Here is a 17,661-nt window from a genome sequence, read left to right as displayed (position 1 = left end):
AGCCGGCAAGCCCCTAGTAAGCTCGAATGCATGAGTGTAATCCGCCCCGCCACTGTTGACGACGTTCCCGCCATCCTGCGTATGATCCACGACCTCGCGGTCTACGAAAAGGAACCGGACGCCGTTAAGAACACCCCGGCCATGCTCACCGAAGTACTCTTTGGCCAGAACCCTCGGGTATACGCCACCATTGCCGAAAACAGCGCAGGCACGGTTCAGGGCTTCGCGCTCTGGTTCCTGAACTACTCCACGTGGGAAGGCGTCCACGGCATCTACCTTGAGGACCTCTACGTAGTGCCGGATGCCCGTGGCGAGGGCCACGGAAAGGCGCTCCTGCAATATCTGGCCGCCACCGCCGTCGAACGCGGTTACGCCCGGGTGGAATGGAGCGTACTGAACTGGAACGAGCCCTCCATCAACTTCTATAAGAACCTTGGTGCGTTCCCCATGGAGGAATGGTCCACGTTCAGGCTGACGGGCGAGGCACTCGAGGCCTTCGGAGCGAACGTCAGTGAGGCGAAAGAGGCGCTGACCCGTGGCTGAACCCTACGTAGCTGACGACCGGGCCGCCACCGGCAGGCACATCATCCAAGCCCGCCACGAATTCCGTGGACTACGGACGGCAGAGCACTATTTCACTGTTCCCTTGAACTATCAGGCAGAGGTCGCCGACGAGACGATCACGGTCTTCGCCCGGGAATACTCCTCCACTGACCATTCGGTGGACGAAGCCGCCAAGCTACCGTGGCTGCTCTTCCTGCAGGGCGGGCCCGGCGGCCGGGGCAATCGTGTGACCTCGCTGTCCGGTTGGATGAAAGCGGCAGCGAAAGACTTCCGCATCCTGATGCTCGACCAACGCGGCACGGGATTGTCCACGCCGATTGAACGACAGTCATTGGAGCTCCGGGGTGATGCCATGGCGCAGGCAGAATACCTGACCCACTTCCGCGCCGATTCCATTGTGGCCGACGCCGAGTACATCCGGGGTGTTCTGGGCTCCGGACCGTGGTCAGTGCTGGGACAGAGCTTCGGTGGGTTCTGTGCGCTGACGTACCTGTCCTTCGCACCGGAGGGGCTGCGCGAAGTGCTCATCACGGGCGGTCTCGCACCGCTCCACGGTTCAGCGGACCGCGTGTATCAAGCAACGTTCCGTCGGGTTGCGGCCAGGAACGCCGAGTATTTCGCGTGGTACCCGGAGGACCGGGAAAAAGTCACGCGCATTGCCCGCCATCTGGAGCAGCGCCCTGAATTCCTCGCCAGTGGCGAACGGCTAACGCCGGAGCGTTTCCAAATGGTGGGATCCTTCCTGGGCGGCAACACCCGGGTTGATGCGCTTCACTATCTCTTGGAGGACGCGTTCATCGCCACACCCTCCGGGGAGCGGTTGTCCGAATCATTCCTTGAACAAGTAAGGGGGCTAGTGAGCCGGGCGGCCAATCCGCTCTACGCCGTCCTGCACGAATCCATCTACGGTCAGGGAGAGGCAACCAACTGGTCCGCCTGGCGCGTTCTGGAGGACTACCCTGAGTTCAAGCCAGAAGCCGAAGAGCCTCTGCTCACCGGCGAAATGGTGTATCCGTGGTACTTCGATCAGGATCCCGCGTTGGTTCCCTTACGCGATGTTGCTGAGGAGCTGGCCGCCCGGAAAGACTGGAAACCGTTGTACGACCCCACCCGGTTGGCGTCCAACACGGTCCCCGTAGCCGCCGCCGTGTACAAGGACGACATCTACGTGGATCACGATCTTTCGCTGGAAACCGCGGCCGCGGTGCGCGGTCTTCAAACCTGGGTCACCTCGGACTTCCACCACGACGGCCTAGGTGAAGACGGTGAGGGCGTCTTTGGGAGGCTCTTCGGTATGGTGCGCGCCAACCGTTAGGTAGATGTGCCATCGGGGCGGTCGCCTATTGAAGCGGCCGCCCTCTGCCGGGTTGCCGTGATGGCCGTCAGGGCCAGCACGGCTGCGGCGAGAAGGCTGGAAGTGATGTTGAGGCCTTGATAGCCGATCCACGCAAGAAGCAGGCCGGAGGTTGCACCTCCGAGCGCCCCGGCGGCCCCCATCAAGGTGTCGGAGACACCCTGCACCGTGACGCGTTGTTCAGGTACGACACTCTCGGCCAACAGCGTTGATCCAGCAATTGTTGCCGCGGACCAACCCAGGCCCAGGAGTATCAACCCGGCGGTCACCAACACAGGCTCCTGCTGGCCGAATCCTGCGATAAACACCGCCACCAGCAGGAGTCCATGGCCCATGCCAATGGTCTGAAAGCGGCCGGCCTTGTCCGTTAGCCAACCCCAGAGTGGCGACAAGGCGAACATCCCGGCGATGTGCAGGGAAATCGTGAGCCCAATGACCACCAGTGCATCAGTGCTGTCGGTGGTTCCATGATGTCCCTGATGGGATCCGCCTACGAGCTGTTGAAGATGCAGTGGCGTCATGGACATCACCGCCACCATGACGCCGTGGGCAGCTACGATGGCGGCCAAGGCCAGTATCGCCTGCGGTGATGATCGGACGGCTACAAGACCGGATCGGATGGTTCCCCGGGTCGGCTGCGCGCCTGCCTCGCCACTAACGTCAGCCTGACGGGCCAGCCTGCGGGACAGCAGCAGAGGATCGGGCCGCAGACCCGCAAATAGTAGCCCGGCTGCCAGGAAAAGTCCGACGGCGGAGAACACGAAGGGGCCTGCGATGGGCGGCAGGCCAAGTGCCGCACCTACGGCGGCTCCCGGCTGAATCAGGTTGGGCCCAGCCACAGCCCCGATGGTGATGGCCCAGACCACTGTGGACAATGATCGTCCGCGGTGCTCCGGTTCGGCGAGGTCGACGGCGGCGAAGCGCGCCTGCAGGTTCGCGGCGGTTCCCAGGCCGAGGAAGGCTGCGCCCATCAAGAGCAGCACGAATGACTCGCCCATGACTGCGGCGATGATGAGCAAGGCACCCATCATCGCAGCTACCAGGCCGGTGACAAGTCCTACGCGCCTGCCCCGTGACTCAGCCAACCTTGCCAGCGGCAGGGCTGCGATTGCTGCAGCCAGTGTCAGGACAGTGGTGATGGAGCCAGCCCAGGCTTCGGAACCGGACAAGTCCACGGCCAGCAGGGACCCGATGGAAAGCGTCGCCCCATTGCCAACGCCGCTGAGCAGCTGAGCGGAACTGAGGAGGAAAACAGTACGGCGCTGAACCCGTTGTGGGTCCAGCGCCGTAGTTGAAGTGGTAGTCACTTCACGAGACTACAACCTTTGGAGGTCAGCTACTCTGCCTCGCTCATGCTCTTTTTGATATCTGCCTCGAGTCGGGCATCCAGCTTCGCCTGCCGTGCTTGCGGGCTCAGCAGGCTGGCCACGACAGCAACGATGATGGTGCCGACAATGACCGCCAACGACACGTAGGTGGGGATCTCCGGAGCCCACTCGATGTGGTGTCCGCCGTTGATAAACGGAAGCTCGTTCACGTGCATGGCGTGGAGGACAAGCTTGACCCCAATGAAGGCCAGGATGACGGACAGTGCGTGCTTCAGGTACACCAGGCGTGTCATGAGTCCGCCGAGGAGGAAGTACAGCTGACGCAAGCCCATCAAGGCGAAGATGTTGGCAGTGAAGACGATGAACGCACTCTGGGTCAGACCGAAGATCGCGGGGATGGAGTCCACGGCGAAGAGGAGGTCGGTCAGGCCGATCGTAATGAAGACGATCAGCATGGGAGTGAAAACCTTCTTGCCGTCCACCACGGTGCGGATCTTGTTGCCGTCGAACTTCTCGGACATAGGGAGGACCCTGCGGATCCGCGCAATAAGCGGGTTTTCAGTGTCTTCTTCGTCCTCGCCCGAATCCTTGGCCTGCTTCCAGGCAGTCCACAGGAGGAATGCGCCGAAGATGTAGAAAACCCAGCTGAACTGCTCGATGACCACTGCGCCCAAGGCGATGAAAATACCGCGAAGTATCAGCGCGATGATGATACCCACCATCAGCACTTCCTGCTGGTACTTACGGGGCACCGAGAAGCGGGCCATGATGATGATGAATACAAAGAGGTTGTCGATACTCAGGCTGTACTCAGTAACCCAGCCTGCGACGAATTGGCCGCCGTATTCGGGGCCCGCAAAGATAAACATTGCGACTGCAAACAGCAGGGCCAGTCCGACGTAGAAGCTGACCCACAGGCCGGCTTCCTTCATGGAAGGTTCATGGGGACGCTTGACGACCAACAAGAGATCGATCAGCAGGATGATTCCAAGAACGACAAAGGAGCCGATCTCGAACCAGACGGGGAGCTGCATAAAGGTGCCTTTCGCAGGGTATGGGAAAGCGGTGTAAGTCTCTCCGGCCTGCCAGGGTGCTGTGAATGCAAAGTTTGGCGGCCCGCTAGATCCGGCGAGGCATCTGTGCCTTGCGTGCTGACGGACGTAGCGCTTGGGATACTCCCCTACGTGACCTCAACCTTACATTAGGCGTGCCCGGCGGACTGCATCTGGCGTAATTCGCGCTTCAACTCCTTGACCTCATCGCGGATCCGTGCTGCTACTTCAAACTGAAGTTCAGCAGCAGCCCCGTGCATCTGTTCGGTTAGCTGCTCAATGAGGCCCACAAGGTCTTCAGCGGGAGCTGCGGCAAGTCCATCCTGTCGAACCGTGGCGGCACCCTTTGCAGCTGACTTGCTGCGCTTACCTCCCTTGGCCAGTCGGTTGTTGTTAAGCAGTTCCTGTGTGTCTGCGTCTTCCTTGGCCAGCTGATCGGTGATGTCGGCAATTTTCTTCCGCAAGGGCTGCGGATCTATCCCGTGGTCAGTGTTGTACTGCACCTGGATGGCCCGGCGCCTGTTGGTCTCCTCGATGGCGTGTGCCATGGAGTCGGTGATCCTGTCTGCGTACATATGTACCTGACCCGAAACGTTACGGGCGGCACGGCCGATGGTCTGGATCAACGAGGTTGAGGAACGCAGGAATCCCTCCTTGTCGGCGTCCAGAATGCTGACGAGGGAAACCTCGGGCAGGTCCAAACCTTCGCGGAGCAGGTTGATGCCTACCAGGACGTCGAAGACGCCCATTCGGAGTTCGCGGAGCAGTTCCACACGCCGTAGGGTGTCGACGTCGGAGTGGAGATACTCCACCTTGACGCCATGACCCACCAGATAGTCTGTGAGGTCTTCCGCCATGCGTTTGGTCAACGTGGTGACCAGGACGCGTTCATTTTTTTCCGTGCGGGTTCTGATTTCACCGAGCAGGTCATCGATCTGGCCCTTGGTGGGCTTGACCACAACCTCCGGGTCGATTAGGCCGGTGGGGCGAATGATCTGCTGCACGTAGCCATCGGCTTTGCCGAGCTCGTATTTACCTGGGGTGGCGGACAGGTACACGGTCTGGCCGATGCGTTCCAGGAACTCATCCCATTTCAGTGGCCGGTTGTCCATGGCGGAAGGCAGGCGGAAGCCGAAGTCCACGAGATTGCGCTTACGGGACATGTCACCCTCATACATGGCACCGATCTGCGGAATGGTGACATGGGATTCATCAACCACCAGCAGGAAGTCGTCCGGGAAGTAGTCGATCAGGCAGTGGGGTGCCGTTCCGGGCTCTCGGCCATCGATGTGCACGGAGTAGTTCTCAATGCCGTTGCAGAATCCCATCTGCTGCATCATTTCGAGGTCGTACGTTGTGCGCATCCGGAGTCTCTGGGCTTCCACAAGCTTGTTCTGGTCTTCGAGGACCTTTAAGCGATCAGCGAGTTCGTCTTCGATCCGCTTGATGGCACGGGCCATGCGTTCAGGGCCGGCCACATAGTGCGAGGCCGGGAACACATACATCTCTTCCTCGTCCCGGAGTACCTCTCCGGTGAGGGGGTGGAGTGTCTGGATGTTCTCGATTTCATCACCGAAGAATTCGATCCGAATGGCGAGTTCCTCGTACATGGGAATGATCTCCACGGTATCGCCGCGGACCCGGAAGGTGCCTCGATGAAAGTCCATGTCATTGCGTGCATACTGCATGGAGACGAACTTCCGGAGGAGATGGTCGCGGTTCATTTCTGCGCCCTTGCGGAGCGTGACCATGCCGGCGATGTACTCTTCAGGCGTACCCAAGCCGTAGATGCACGACACCGTAGCCACCACAATGACATCGCGGCGGGTCAGCAGGGCGTTGGTGGCCGAGTGCCGAAGCCTTTCCACTTCCTCGTTGATGGAGGAGTCCTTCTCGATGAAGGTGTCCGTCTGCGCTACATATGCCTCGGGCTGGTAGTAGTCGTAGTAGGAGACGAAGTATTCCACCGCATTGTTGGGCAGCAACTCCCGGAATTCATTGGCCAGCTGGGCGGCGAGGGTCTTGTTCTGGACCATCACCAGGGTGGGTCGCTGGACCTGTTCGATGAGCCATGCCGTGGTGGCACTCTTACCCGTACCAGTGGCGCCGAGGAGGACAACATCCTTTTCGCCGTTGTTGATGCGTTCGGTCAGTTCTGCGATGGCAGTCGGCTGATCACCGGCTGGCTTAAACTCACTGATCACTTCGAAAGGCGCGACGACACGGTTGATTTCCTGGGCAAGGCTCATAAAACCAATCTACCCCCGCCCTAGGACAGCTACTGTCCGCGTTTGCCTTCAGCTGAAGACATATACGACGGCGGCCTCCAGCCTGTGCGTTCGGCCCAGGCATTCATGAGCGGCCAGGCAACCTCTGTGAACCACGGCTCCTTTGCGTCAGCGTAATCCCCTGTAGCGTGATCCCCCGCGTGCGCGGCCGCCAACTCCTGTTTGTGCGCCCGATACAGTGCCACGGCTGACGGTTCTGCCCGCAACCAGTCGCGGAAAAGCAGCGCATAGCGCCATCCGGGCGAGCCGGCCGCCCTTACGTGCAGGTTCACGGGCCGACCCGGATCAGCGTTGGCATGGAATCTCTTCTGCCACTGCGCAGGATCGGGGTGAGAGGGTTTTGGGGTGTCCTGATTGGCCCGCGGCACGGCGGGGAATCCGGCAGCAGCGAGGAGAGGCGCAATCCGGTCCGCAGTCTTAAGATCGGCCACGGCGAGTTGGAGGTCAATCACGTCCTTTGCCACCAGTCCTGGTACCGCCGTGGAGCCGATATGGTCCACCGCAAGGATGTCGTGAGGGGCGGACCTGAGGATGCGCTCGACGAGCCGCTCGGCCTGGATCTTCCACTCCTCCTTAGAGCCGCTCATGACGGGGCCATCTTTACGGGAAGCCCTGATGCCCCGACTGAGATTCTCCGCGAAGGGCACCAGGCGAGCCTCCCACAAAGCGTCCACAGCGGCGAGCAACTCTTGCCGGCTTCCGGCGTTGACCAGCACAACGTCGGCAGCGGCATTGCGTTCCGCACGCGTGGCCTGCGACGCCATGCGGGCTAGTGCGTCATCTTTGGACATCCCGCGGAAGTCCACCATGCGTTGAATGCGCACTTCATCGGGAGCATCCACCACCAGTACCAAGTGGAAGTTGCTGCCCTGCCCGGTTTCGACAAGGAGCGGAATGTCCTGGACCACGATGTCACCAGGGCCGGCGCCTGACACAATCGCCGCAGCAGCCTCGCGGACCAGCGGATGGATGATGCCGTTGAGCACTTCGCGTTGGGCAGGGTCCCGAAACACCACGGCGCCAAGTTTAGGCCGGTCGAGCCTTCCCTTTTCGTCAAGGATTCCAAGGCCGAATGCTTCCACGACGCCAGCCAGCCCCGGAGTTCCAGGCTCCACCACCTCCCGCGCAAGGAGGTCCGCGTCCACAAGGATCGCCCCCAATTCCTGCAACCTGGAGGCCACCAGTGATTTCCCCGAGGCAATGCCGCCCGTTAGTCCGATCTTCAGCACCCTCCAACACTAGACTGGAGCGGTGGAAAATGACGATGACAGCCGCGCGACAACGTACACGACACTCGCGTTGGGTTCGGATTTCTGCCGCGAACTGGAGATCCGGCGGTCCCGTTTCATCACCGTTCTTCGACGCTCGCCCGACGAGGAAACCGCCCGCTCACTGGTTAGTGACTTACGGCGTCAATTCCACGACGCCCGTCACCATTGCTCCGCCTTCGTCATAGGTCCTGACCGGATGATTCAACGATCCAACGACGACGGCGAGCCCTCCGGCACAGCGGGCGTTCCCATGCTGGAGGCCCTGATCAAACGCGAGACCGCGCCGGGGGTGACGGATCTCAGCGACGTAAGTGCCGTCGTCGTGCGCTATTTCGGGGGAATCCTCCTGGGCGCCGGCGGGCTGGTCCGCGCGTACTCCGAATCGGTCTCTGCTGCCTTGGAGTTGGCGCCGTTGGTTCAGCGACGTCGGCTGCGACTGTGCGCTATTGACGTCCCTCATGCCGAGGCCGGGCGCTTGGAGAACGAACTTCGCAATGCCGGGTATGTCATGGCGGAGACAGGCTATGAACCACGGCACACCATACTTCGGGTGGCATTGCCTGATGTTGAAGTGGCCATAGCGGGAGCCCATGCACGGCTGGCTTCGCTGACGGCCGGGAATCTGGAGCTAAGGCCACTGGGAACCGAATGGGTTGACGTCGCCTGCTGAACACGGCTGGATTTGTGGCTTAAGGCAAAAGGACCCCTGTCCGGAGGCAGGGGTCCTTTCTTGGCCATTCAGCACATCCCGTGAGGGAGGCGGAATTAGTTGCCGGTCAGCTTCTCACGCAGTGCGGCGAGTGCTTCGTCCGACGCCAGGGTACCAGCGTTGGACTCGGCAGCAGCCGGCTCCGAGGAGTAGCTGGTGGTGCCGGAGTCGCTCTCACCGGACGTTGCAGCAGCAGCGTCGTCGGCAGCGTGCTGGGCAACCTGCTTCTTGTGGGCTTCCCAGCGGGTCTGGGCGTCAGCGTACTGCTGCTCCCAAGCGGCGCGCTGGGTCTCGTAGCCTTCGAGCCATTCATTCGACTCGGGGTCGAAGCCCTCAGGGTACTTGTAGTTGCCCTCTTCGTCGTACTCAGCGGCCATGCCGTACAGAGCGGGATCGAACTCGGTGCTGTCAGCGTCAACGCCCTCGTTAGCCTGCTTGAGGGAGAGGGAGATGCGGCGACGCTCGAGGTCGATGTCGATGACCTTGACGAACAGTTCGTCGCCAACGGAGACAACCTGCTCTGCAAGCTCCACGTGGCGGACAGCCAGCTCGGAGATGTGCACGAGGCCTTCGATGCCGTCTTCGACGCGAACGAACGCACCGAACGGAACCAGCTTGGTGACCTTACCCGGAACAACCTGGCCGAGGGCGTGGGTGCGGGCGAAGGTCTGCCACGGATCTTCCTGCGTAGCCTTGAGCGACAGGGAAACACGCTCGCGGTCCAGATCCACTTCGAGGACCTCGACGGTGACTTCCTGGCCAACCTCGACAACCTCGGACGGGTGGTCGATGTGCTTCCAGGACAGCTCGGAAACGTGAACGAGGCCGTCTACGCCGCCCAGGTCCACGAATGCACCGAAGTTGACGATGGAGGAAACAACGCCCGGACGAACCTGGCCCTTTTCCAGCTTGTTGAGGAACGTGGAGCGAACCTCGGACTGGGTCTGCTCGAGCCATGCACGGCGGGAAAGCACAACGTTGTTGCGGTTCTTGTCCAGCTCGATGATCTTGGCTTCGATCTGCTGACCGATGTACGGAGCGAGGTCGCGGACACGACGCATCTCCACGAGCGATGCGGGCAGGAAGCCGCGCAGGCCGATGTCCAGGATGAGGCCACCCTTGACAACCTCGATGACGGTACCGGTAACGACACCGTCTTCTTCCTTGACCTTCTCGATGTCGCCCCAGGCACGCTCGTACTGAGCACGCTTCTTGGAGAGGATCAGACGGCCTTCTTTGTCTTCCTTGGTGAGAACCAAAGCTTCGACCTGATCGCCAACGGCGACGACGTCACCGGGATCAACATCGTGCTTGATGGAAAGCTCGCGGGAAGGGATGACACCTTCGGTCTTGTAACCGATGTCGAGCAGAACTTCGTCGCGGTCGACCTTGACGACGGTACCTTCGACGAGGTCTCCGTCGTTGAAGTACTTGATGGTGGCGTCGACAGCTGCGAGGAAGTCCTCAGCGGTACCGATGTCGTTAATGGCGACTACGGGGGTACCGGGCTTCTCGGTGGAGGTGATGGTCATGTAGTAGGGGCTCCGTTGTGGATAGATAGTCGGTCAGGCAAACCGCTGCCGCCCGGGTCCGGACGGCAGAACACGGCAAAATACCGGGTCATCCTGATTTGTGGATTAGTACAAATGGATGCATGCACGTAGTACACGCCCGTTTATTCTAGTCGCATTGGCAAAGCAGGGTCAAAAGGAGTGTCACGGCGAGAGGACGTCTCCCAGTCGCGCAAACGTGACTCCGTGGTCCAGAAGCTGCGGCAGGGCGCGCGCATAGCCTTTTGCAGTGCCTGCGGCCGGTCTGTTGAAGTGTGAAATGACGATGTCTCCGGGCACTACCCGCCCCACTTCGGCGGCAACGGTGGCTGCAGAAAACGTCGCGCCGCCGTCGCCGTTGACCGTGAAGTTGACCGGCAGCATACCGAGCCTTCGCGTCATTTCCACTGCGACGTCGTCGTAGAACGCAGTACCCGGACGGAAAAACTGTGGGACCTGGCCACTGATCTCCTGCAGGATCGCTTGGTTTCCCATGAGTTCGTCGTAAGCAGCCCCGACGGTGGCGGTTCCCTGGATGCCATACGCAGCCCTGCCGTTCACAGAGAGCGGGAGGTGGGCGGTGCCGTGATTGGCGAGCTCGAAAAGCGGGTCGAGCGCCAGTTCAGTCGAAAGCGAGGGGTTGGCGTGAATCCATCGGCTGTTGACGAACAGGGTTGCAGGGACGTTGAGCCGACGAAGAGTATTTAGCAGTGTGTCGTCGCACCCTGTCCCTCCGGGGCCACCGCAGGCGTCGAACGTCAGTGCCACGTGATGCGACCGTGAATCGTTCACGACCCCCGTCACATGCAGTCCCCATTCTTGGGGGTGCCTTCCAGCGAACTCCTCCACGATCTGTTGCTTGTCAGGCGTCGACCTGGGCGGAACGGCCGGCGCAAGGGCAGCTGCGGCCTGCTCGCTGGACCTGGTGGCTATGGAAGGCGGCGGTTTGGCCGGACCCGTAGGCGGCGTTTTTGGGGCGGGCGGGTTTGTTCCGGGCGTGGAGGGGTGGGTCGCCCCATCCCCGTCCGCACATGCCGACAGGGCGGCGGACGCAAGGCCCGCCATTCCAAGCAGCACTGATCTCCGGCCGGCCAATGGCCGCCGCTTGGAATCCCCCATGGATGTCCCTATCTGGTTGTGGCTATGTGGTTGTAGAAAAGCGGTTGCTAGAAGTGCGTCAGGCAGTGAGCGGGTCGTTCGACGGCAAACAACTGCTGCGCCAGGAAGGCAGCTCCCACTGTTTTCTCGCTGATACGGCCTGCAGCGGTCAAGGTTACCGGCGACACGACCCCAAGGTAGATGGATGCGAGGTCGGTAACGTCCAGGGAAAGGTCCGGCGCCTCGCCGGACGCATCATTCACGACGGCGGCAGCACCGCCGTCGGACTCCAGAACCCAGGTTCCACCCGCCAGACCCAAAGAATCCGATACCTCCAGCACCAGCCTGCCGGAAACCGGGAAGCTGCGGGCGCGCAGGGCGGCAGGAGTATCAAGGATTCTGAGCCACAGCATGTCGCGGACATCAGAGGCCTCGATGCACCTCGGATCTACCAAGGCCCATGCCAGGGGGTCGTCCACGGGCGCCTCAGCCCAAGTCACTTCGTCAATGAGGTCGATGCTGCCCAGGAAGCGCCACAAGTCGAGGTAAGCGGCGTTGCTTGCCGCAACGAGGTCTACGACCTCCATAGTGTACGGCTTGTGGTCCCAGCCTTTGAAACGGTAGGAAACATAGCCGTCCAGCGATCCGGCCGGGTCATAGTGAAGGGCACAGCGGACGGAGGTGTCCGGCTTGCCATCTTGGCCGATGGAACCGGAAGCGAGCAGCCGGTAGTACTCCTGCCTGTCGATGGAACCCGGTGAGAGCCGCTGGACACGTTCAAAAACCTGCGGGGCTACGTCCAGCAACACTGCGGGATCGGCAACTTCAACGGTGCCCAGCGGCTGGCCCCTGAGGCTGAAGCGTGGGCCGGTATCAACCTTGATGCTTCGCTCAAAGGTGGCCACACCGAAGCCGAAGCGGCCATAAATGGAAGCCTCGGACGCAGTGAGGGCTGCCATGGCCAGGCCGTCATCCTTGGCTGCCTCCAAGTCCGCTGTGATCATGCCGCGGAGAATTCCATTGCGCCGGTGGGTACCGCGTACTGTCACGGCGGTGACGAGGTTGGATTCAAGTTGGCGGCCAAAGCCGATGTTCAGGGCTTTGCGCATAGTCGCGTACGTTGCGACCGGAACGTCGGTGCCAAGCGAATGCACAGGCACGTTGCCATTGACATAGACGCCTGTCAGTTCGCGCTTGTCTGCTTGGTAGGCCGCCAGGGTTTTGGCCAGGTATTCATCATCGCGCCGCTGTTGATGGAATCCGTGGGAGACGGCCTGCACCCAGGTGGTGCAGCGGCTATAGCCGGCGTCATCGGGATCGGCTACGGCTGGGAAACGTTGGACGGTGTACTTTCCGGACATCTTTTCATTGGGATCGGCCACGCCCTCGAGCCTAGCCAGACACCGGAGGGCGCGCCACCATCGAGGCGGCGCGCCCTCAGGCGGTCCTTGGAATCCTTGTCCGGACTAATGTCCGGCTTCGTACCAGCTGGAACCGACGCCAATCTGGACATCCAGGGGGACGGACAACTCAGCGGCTGAACCCATCTGGTCGATGACCAGCTTCTCCACCGCTTCGCGCTCTCCCGGGGCCACTTCCAGGACAAGTTCGTCGTGGACCTGCAGCAGCATGCGCGACTTAAGACCCTGGCTGGCGAGCTCCGCAGAGACTCCCAGCATGGCACGCTTGATGAGGTCCGCTGCTGAACCCTGGATGGGTGAATTCAGCGCAATGCGTTCGGCTGCCTCACGAGCCTGCCGGTTTGTGCTGGTCAGGTCCGGCAGGTAGCGGCGGCGACCCTCGATGGTGGCGGTGTAACCGTCGGTCCTGGCCTGATCCACTACTCCGCGCAAGTAGTCACGTACCCCGCCGAAACGGTCGAAGTAGTCCTTCATGAGCGTCCGTGCCTCGTCCACGGAGATTTCCAACTGCTTGGACAGCCCGAAGGACGTCAGGCCGTACGCCAGCCCATAGGACATCGCCTTCACCTTGGAACGCATGGCACTGGTGACTTCGGCCGGCGCCACATTGAAGATCCGCGATCCGACGAAGCGGTGCAGGTCCTCGCCGTCACGATAAGCCTGGATCAGCGCTTCATCGCCCGAAAGGTGAGCCATGATGCGCATTTCGATCTGCGAGTAGTCGGCAGACAACAGGCACTCATAGCCTTCGCTGACAACGAAGATGCCGCGGACACGGCGCCCTTCCTCGCTGCGGACCGGGATGTTCTGCAAATTGGGGTTATTGGAGGAGATGCGGCCAGTGGCTGCGATGTTCTGGGCGTACGTGGTGTGGATGCGTGCGTCGTCCGCCACGGACTTCTTGAGCGTCTCCACCATCTGGGCAAGCTTGGAGGACTCCCGGTGTGCCATGAGCTGAACCAGGAATTCGTGGCCGGTCTTCTCCAGCAGCCCCTTCAGGGACGCGGCATCCGTGGTGTAACCGGACTTGATCTTCTTGGTTTTGGGAAGGCCAAGTTCGTCGAAGAGCACCGTTTGGAGTTGCTTGGGTGAACCGAGGTTGACCTCGTGCCCAATGGCCGCAAAAGCTTGCTCCTGGGCATTCTCGATCACCTTGGTGAGGTCCGCCAGCTGCTCATCCATGCGGTCCGTGGAGACAAAAATGCCGGTGAGTTCCATCTGGGCCAGCACACGCGCCACGGGAAGCTCAAGCGTGGTCAGAAGGGCATCGGCCTTGCGCTCCGCAAGCTCCTTTTCGAAATGCTTGCTGAGGGCATGCACGACGGCGGCATGCTGGACGAGGGCTGCTGCGGCGGCTTGGTCTGTTTCACCCGAGAGGTCAAGCTCCAGTTGGCCGGACTGGGCAGCAGCCGTGGCAAGTGAGATCTTCAAGTGCACCTGGGCGAGCTCGGCGAGGTCGTAGCTACGGCGGTCCGGCTGGATCAGGTAACCGGAGATGGAGGTGTCATCCACCACACCCTCCAGTCCGAGTCCACGGTTGTGCAGGGCTTTAAGCGCTGACTTGAACTCATGCAGGACCTTGGCTTCCTCGGGGTCCTGGAGCCAGCGGGCCAGGACTGCCTCAGCGGTGGCGTCGAGTCCTGTCAGTTCGATGTAGGCAGCTCCGTTGTTCCTGACAACCGCCAGGGCACTCGCATCGTCACCTATGCGTCCAGGAACCAACTGCACCGCTAGTGATGAACGCACACCGGACCCCGCGGAGAAGAACGACTCAAGTCCTGCAGCGTCCGTGAGAACGGAAAACTCGGGAGCTTCGATGGTGTCCGGGGCATCTCCGGCGGTGTCGTCACCATAGAGATCGAATAGACGCGTCCGGAGCGTCCGGAACTCCAGCTCCTCGAACAGCTCCTCGATGGCCTGGCGATCCGGACGCGGCTCGTGCAAATCCTCCAACGTGATGGGCAACTCGAGATCAGTCAGCAACTGGTTGAGCCTGCGGTTGCGTTTGACGTTGTCAAGGTTCTCTTTAAGCGCACCGCCAACCTTGCCGCCGATCGCGTCAAGGTTTTCCAGGATGCCTTCCAAGCCGCCATACAGGTTAATCCACTTGGCCGCCGTTTTGGGCCCAACGCCCGGAACGCCGGGAAGGTTGTCCGCGGATTCGCCCACCAAGGCGGCGAGGTCCGAGTACAGGCTGGGCTTGACGAAGTACTTCTCTTCGATTGCTGTGGCGTCCAGCTTGGGGATATTGCTGACTCCCTGCTTGGGATAAAGCACAAAGACGTTGTCATTGATCAGCTGGAACGAGTCCCTGTCCCCGGACACGAGGAGGACCTCGAAGCCTGCGGCATCACCTTGAGCCGCCAGCGTGGCCAGGACGTCGTCTGCTTCATATCCGGGCATGGCAATGGTCCTGATGCCCCAGGCCTCCATGACCTTGGCTATGAGGCCGATCTGGCCGGCAAACTCCGCAGGGGTGGCATTGCGGCCGCCCTTGTATTCGCTGTATTCCGCCTTGCGGAACGTCGTGTCGTCGGAGACATCGAAGGCTACAGCGACGTGGGTGGGCTTCTGGTCTTTGATCAAATTGATCAGCATGGACGTAAACCCATGCACGGCATTGGTGTACTGGCCTCTCGCGGTGGAAAAGTTCTCAGCAGGAAGGGCATAGAAGGCCCGGAAGGCCATGGAGTGGCCGTCCAGGACCAGCAACCTGGGCCGGCCCTCCCCCGAGGCGCTGGTGGATGCTGTGGCAGAGGGGGTGGGTGCTGTAGCGATGGCAGCAGCTTGGGCCGTTGGAACCTGGTCCGGTTTGGTTGTTTCACTCACAGGTGCCAGCCTAGTTGGCATGATGGACAATTTCACGCCGAACCGGTTTGTCGACGAGCTCAATGAGGCGGGTGTTCCCGAGGAGTTCCACGATTGGCTCTCAGCCCATGGCGTTGGCGCCCTGGTGGTGAAACTGGGCATCCGGTTCACCGAGATGAGCGCCAAGCGAATAGTAGCCACCATGCCGGTGGAAGGAAACACGCAGGTGGCGGGCATCCTCCACGGCGGCGCACATGTTGTCCTGGCCGAGACTTTGGGGTCTTTCGCTGCCTCCCTCCATGCCGGCAAGGACCGCCATGCGGTAGGCATCGAGGTGGGTGCAACCCACCATCGTTCCGTTGCCAGCGGCACGGTGACGGGCACGTGCACTGCCATCCATCTGGGCGGGACCTTGGCCACTCACGAGATCGTCATCACCGATGACAAAGGGCGCAGGCTCTCAACTGCCCGGATCACCAACATGATCCGGGACAACCGCCACTGAGCTGGAATCGTCACTGAACCTGAAGCGTCACGGCAATCGGTAGTGCAGTTCGGCCGCGGCCCCACCCAGGATCTTGGACGAAACCAACTCAAGTGGCGCCGTCGGGCCGTTGAGCGGCAACAACCGTTTTCCAGCGCCCAGCACCACGGGAATGATGGTGACGATCATCTCGTCAAGCAGGCCGGCATTGGCGAATTGGGCCACGAGGTCGCCTCCGCCCACCAGCCAGACGTTCTTGTCGCCGGCATCCTTGAGCAGGTCCGGGGCGAACTCCCGGACATCACCCCGGACAAAGGTGATATCCGAACCGGCCGGAGCGGAGTATTCGTGATGGGTGAACACCCAGCAGGGCGTGTCCGGATACGGCCATTTGCCAGGTTCGTGTTCCATGAGCCAACGATAAGTCTCACCTCCCATGGCGATACAGCCGACGCCCGCCATGAAGGACCCGATACTCTCGTTCACGCCGTCAACCTGGTCGAATTGCAGGAGCCAGCCAAGGTCGTCGTCCGGCGAAGCGATGAAGCCGTCAATGGTTGATGCTACGTAGTACTGGAAAATCGACATGGCCTCAGACTAAGACATGGCCGGGGACTAGTCAGGGCCAGGCTTGGAGGGCATCTCAGTTCCAAGTGGTATCACTGCGGTTTCCGTTGGACTCGGGGTGTTGGACGCCGCGGAATCGTCATAGAAGAAGGTCACCGTTCCAGCGACATCCACCGTGTCCGCGATGGAGATCCGGATGGTGTCCCTGCCCTCGGCCGGCGGCATCCGCAAGTACAAGGTCTGGTAATCCCCTCCCCCGGCCACGACATCCGGGACTGTGGGGACACCGTCGAACAGGACTTCTCCTACCCGCACGTAGTAACCGTCCAAACGGACAATGGTGCCTCCTGTTCCGGGGCCGGAGGCGCGGGTCAACCCGGCGAGGGGCCGCAAGTCCTCGTCCACCACGGTCAGCCCGCGCAATTGGCGGGGGCACGCTTCTCCGGGCGACAGCTCCGCTTTGAAGGTACCGCCGGGATTACTGCGGTACTGCGCCACCACAGATGCTGACGTGGCAGCGACCCTGAACTCAAGGCACTGCCGTTGCGGGATACGTGGGGTGGTGGCGACGGCGGCGGACGCCCGCTGCCAGTCATCCTGGCTTCCGGTCTGAAGGGCCCGGCAGACAGCGGCACCGGCCAGCCAGACGGCTGCATCCGCTGCGCCTGCCACGCTTTGGGCCAAGGCATCGCACTGGAATTGCTGGAGCAGCAGGTACCGTTGGCCGGGTGCTGGATCATTCGGCCCGATGGGCCCCGTGGGGACCCAACTCACCACGGTGGGATCTTGGGAAGGCACCTGGGGTCCTGGGGTCTCCTGCGGTTGCTTGGTGGTGCTGGAACCGTCGGCGGGGCCCGGTGCGGTGGGGTCGACCGCGGTGGGTTCGGGTGTTGCGGCCGTGGCTTCCGCAGGAGTGTCCCCTGACGGGGTGATTTCTGCTGAGGCGTCCCGTGACGGGGTCTCCACTGCCTGGGTCGCTCGTGGCGTGCCGGTTTGTGGCGTGCCGGTTAGTGGCGGGACGGTCTCCGGTGGCGAGGCCGAGATCGAGCCAGGCGGGAGACTGTCATTTTCAGGAGGAAGGCATGCCGAAAGTCCCAGCATCAGGACTGGAACCAACGCCAGTCCGATCAGGTTCTCCCGGGGTCGGCACGTCATCACAGCCCCACA

The 17,661-nt window shown here is 61.5% G+C and carries 14 protein-coding genes; 4 read left to right on the top strand and 10 right to left on the bottom strand.

Annotated elements, in window-relative coordinates:
- The first annotated feature begins 30 nt into the window (after positions 1 to 30).
- Complete coding sequence (locus RIF72_RS08715) at positions 31 to 543, top strand: GNAT family N-acetyltransferase (protein WP_309074426.1); 513 nt, start codon at positions 31 to 33, stop codon at positions 541 to 543.
- On the top strand, positions 536 to 1,879 hold the full coding sequence (locus RIF72_RS08710) for an alpha/beta fold hydrolase (protein WP_309074425.1): 1,344 nt from the start codon (positions 536 to 538) through the stop codon (positions 1,877 to 1,879). The genes RIF72_RS08715 and RIF72_RS08710 overlap by 8 nt, the downstream gene beginning before the upstream one ends.
- Here the strand turns inward: RIF72_RS08710 and RIF72_RS08705 are convergent.
- From RIF72_RS08705 to coaE, 4 genes are all read right to left on the bottom strand, one after another.
- Positions 1,876 to 3,225: an MFS transporter gene (locus RIF72_RS08705; protein ID WP_309074424.1), complete on the bottom strand. Its 1,350-nt coding sequence runs from the start codon at positions 3,223 to 3,225 to the stop codon at positions 1,876 to 1,878. The genes RIF72_RS08710 and RIF72_RS08705 overlap by 4 nt on opposite strands.
- 29 nt (positions 3,226 to 3,254) lie before the next feature.
- Positions 3,255 to 4,280 carry a TerC family protein gene (locus tag RIF72_RS08700; RefSeq protein WP_309074423.1) on the bottom strand — a complete coding sequence of 342 codons (1,026 nt, stop codon included), beginning with the start codon at positions 4,278 to 4,280 and terminating at the stop codon, positions 3,255 to 3,257.
- Positions 4,281 to 4,447: 167 nt separating this feature from the next.
- Positions 4,448 to 6,547 carry an excinuclease ABC subunit UvrB gene (uvrB, locus tag RIF72_RS08695; RefSeq protein ID WP_309074422.1) on the bottom strand — a complete coding sequence of 700 codons (2,100 nt, stop codon included), beginning with the start codon at positions 6,545 to 6,547 and terminating at the stop codon, positions 4,448 to 4,450.
- Between the two features lie 29 nt (positions 6,548 to 6,576).
- A complete protein-coding gene (coaE, locus tag RIF72_RS08690; RefSeq protein WP_309074421.1) occupies positions 6,577 to 7,815 on the bottom strand; it encodes a dephospho-CoA kinase in 1,239 nt (412 codons plus the stop codon).
- Positions 7,816 to 7,837: 22 nt separating this feature from the next.
- Between coaE and RIF72_RS08685 the strand changes: the two genes are divergently transcribed.
- Positions 7,838 to 8,527 carry a YigZ family protein gene (locus RIF72_RS08685; RefSeq protein ID WP_309074420.1) on the top strand — a complete coding sequence of 230 codons (690 nt, stop codon included), beginning with the start codon at positions 7,838 to 7,840 and terminating at the stop codon, positions 8,525 to 8,527.
- Positions 8,528 to 8,622: 95 nt separating this feature from the next.
- Here the strand turns inward: RIF72_RS08685 and rpsA are convergent, their stop codons facing one another.
- The 4 genes from rpsA to polA form a co-directional block, all read right to left on the bottom strand.
- Positions 8,623 to 10,098, bottom strand: coding sequence for a 30S ribosomal protein S1 (gene rpsA, locus RIF72_RS08680; RefSeq protein WP_011774756.1), 1,476 nt, complete (start codon positions 10,096 to 10,098; stop codon positions 8,623 to 8,625).
- A 183-nt stretch (positions 10,099 to 10,281) separates the two neighbouring features.
- Positions 10,282 to 10,908 carry a polysaccharide deacetylase family protein gene (locus tag RIF72_RS08675; RefSeq protein ID WP_309074419.1) on the bottom strand — a complete coding sequence of 209 codons (627 nt, stop codon included), beginning with the start codon at positions 10,906 to 10,908 and terminating at the stop codon, positions 10,282 to 10,284.
- A 374-nt stretch (positions 10,909 to 11,282) separates the two neighbouring features.
- Positions 11,283 to 12,596, bottom strand: a complete 1,314-nt coding sequence (locus RIF72_RS08670; protein ID WP_309074418.1) for a GNAT family N-acetyltransferase — start codon at positions 12,594 to 12,596, stop codon at positions 11,283 to 11,285.
- A gap of 84 nt (positions 12,597 to 12,680) precedes the next feature.
- A complete protein-coding gene (gene polA, locus RIF72_RS08665; RefSeq protein WP_309074513.1) occupies positions 12,681 to 15,323 on the bottom strand; it encodes a DNA polymerase I in 2,643 nt (880 codons plus the stop codon).
- 160 nt (positions 15,324 to 15,483) lie between these two features.
- Here polA and RIF72_RS08660 point away from each other — a divergent pair, with 160 nt between their 5' ends.
- Positions 15,484 to 15,948 carry a hotdog fold thioesterase gene (locus tag RIF72_RS08660; protein ID WP_309074417.1) on the top strand — a complete coding sequence of 155 codons (465 nt, stop codon included), beginning with the start codon at positions 15,484 to 15,486 and terminating at the stop codon, positions 15,946 to 15,948.
- Positions 15,949 to 15,975: 27 nt separating this feature from the next.
- On the opposite strand, the gene RIF72_RS08655 is transcribed toward RIF72_RS08660, so the two are convergent.
- Both RIF72_RS08655 and RIF72_RS08650 read right to left on the bottom strand, forming a co-directional pair.
- Positions 15,976 to 16,515, bottom strand: coding sequence for a dihydrofolate reductase family protein (locus tag RIF72_RS08655; protein ID WP_309074416.1), 540 nt, complete (start codon positions 16,513 to 16,515; stop codon positions 15,976 to 15,978).
- A 27-nt stretch (positions 16,516 to 16,542) separates the two neighbouring features.
- Positions 16,543 to 17,649: a hypothetical protein gene (locus tag RIF72_RS08650; protein ID WP_309074415.1), complete on the bottom strand. Its 1,107-nt coding sequence runs from the start codon at positions 17,647 to 17,649 to the stop codon at positions 16,543 to 16,545.
- Between the last annotated feature and the right edge of the window lie 12 nt (positions 17,650 to 17,661).

It is taken from the genome of Paenarthrobacter sp., assembly GCF_031180005.1.
Lineage (GTDB): Bacteria > Actinomycetota > Actinomycetes > Actinomycetales > Micrococcaceae > Arthrobacter.
The sequence above is the reverse complement of the archived record's forward strand: the minus strand, read 5'-3'. Positions and strand labels throughout refer to the sequence as shown.

Coding starts and splice junctions, on each gene's coding strand:
- RIF72_RS08660 (WP_309074417.1), top strand. CDS start 15,484: ATGATGGACAATTTCACGCCGAACCGGTTTGTCGACGAGCTCAATGAG.
- RIF72_RS08700 (WP_309074423.1), bottom strand. CDS start 4,280: ATGCAGCTCCCCGTCTGGTTCGAGATCGGCTCCTTTGTCGTTCTTGGA.
- RIF72_RS08650 (WP_309074415.1), bottom strand. CDS start 17,649: ATGACGTGCCGACCCCGGGAGAACCTGATCGGACTGGCGTTGGTTCCA.
- RIF72_RS08655 (WP_309074416.1), bottom strand. CDS start 16,515: ATGTCGATTTTCCAGTACTACGTAGCATCAACCATTGACGGCTTCATC.
- rpsA (WP_011774756.1), bottom strand. CDS start 10,098: ATGACCATCACCTCCACCGAGAAGCCCGGTACCCCCGTAGTCGCCATT.
- polA (WP_309074513.1), bottom strand. CDS start 15,323: ATGGCCTTCCGGGCCTTCTATGCCCTTCCTGCTGAGAACTTTTCCACC.
- RIF72_RS08715 (WP_309074426.1), top strand. CDS start 31: ATGAGTGTAATCCGCCCCGCCACTGTTGACGACGTTCCCGCCATCCTG.
- uvrB (WP_309074422.1), bottom strand. CDS start 6,547: ATGAGCCTTGCCCAGGAAATCAACCGTGTCGTCGCGCCTTTCGAAGTG.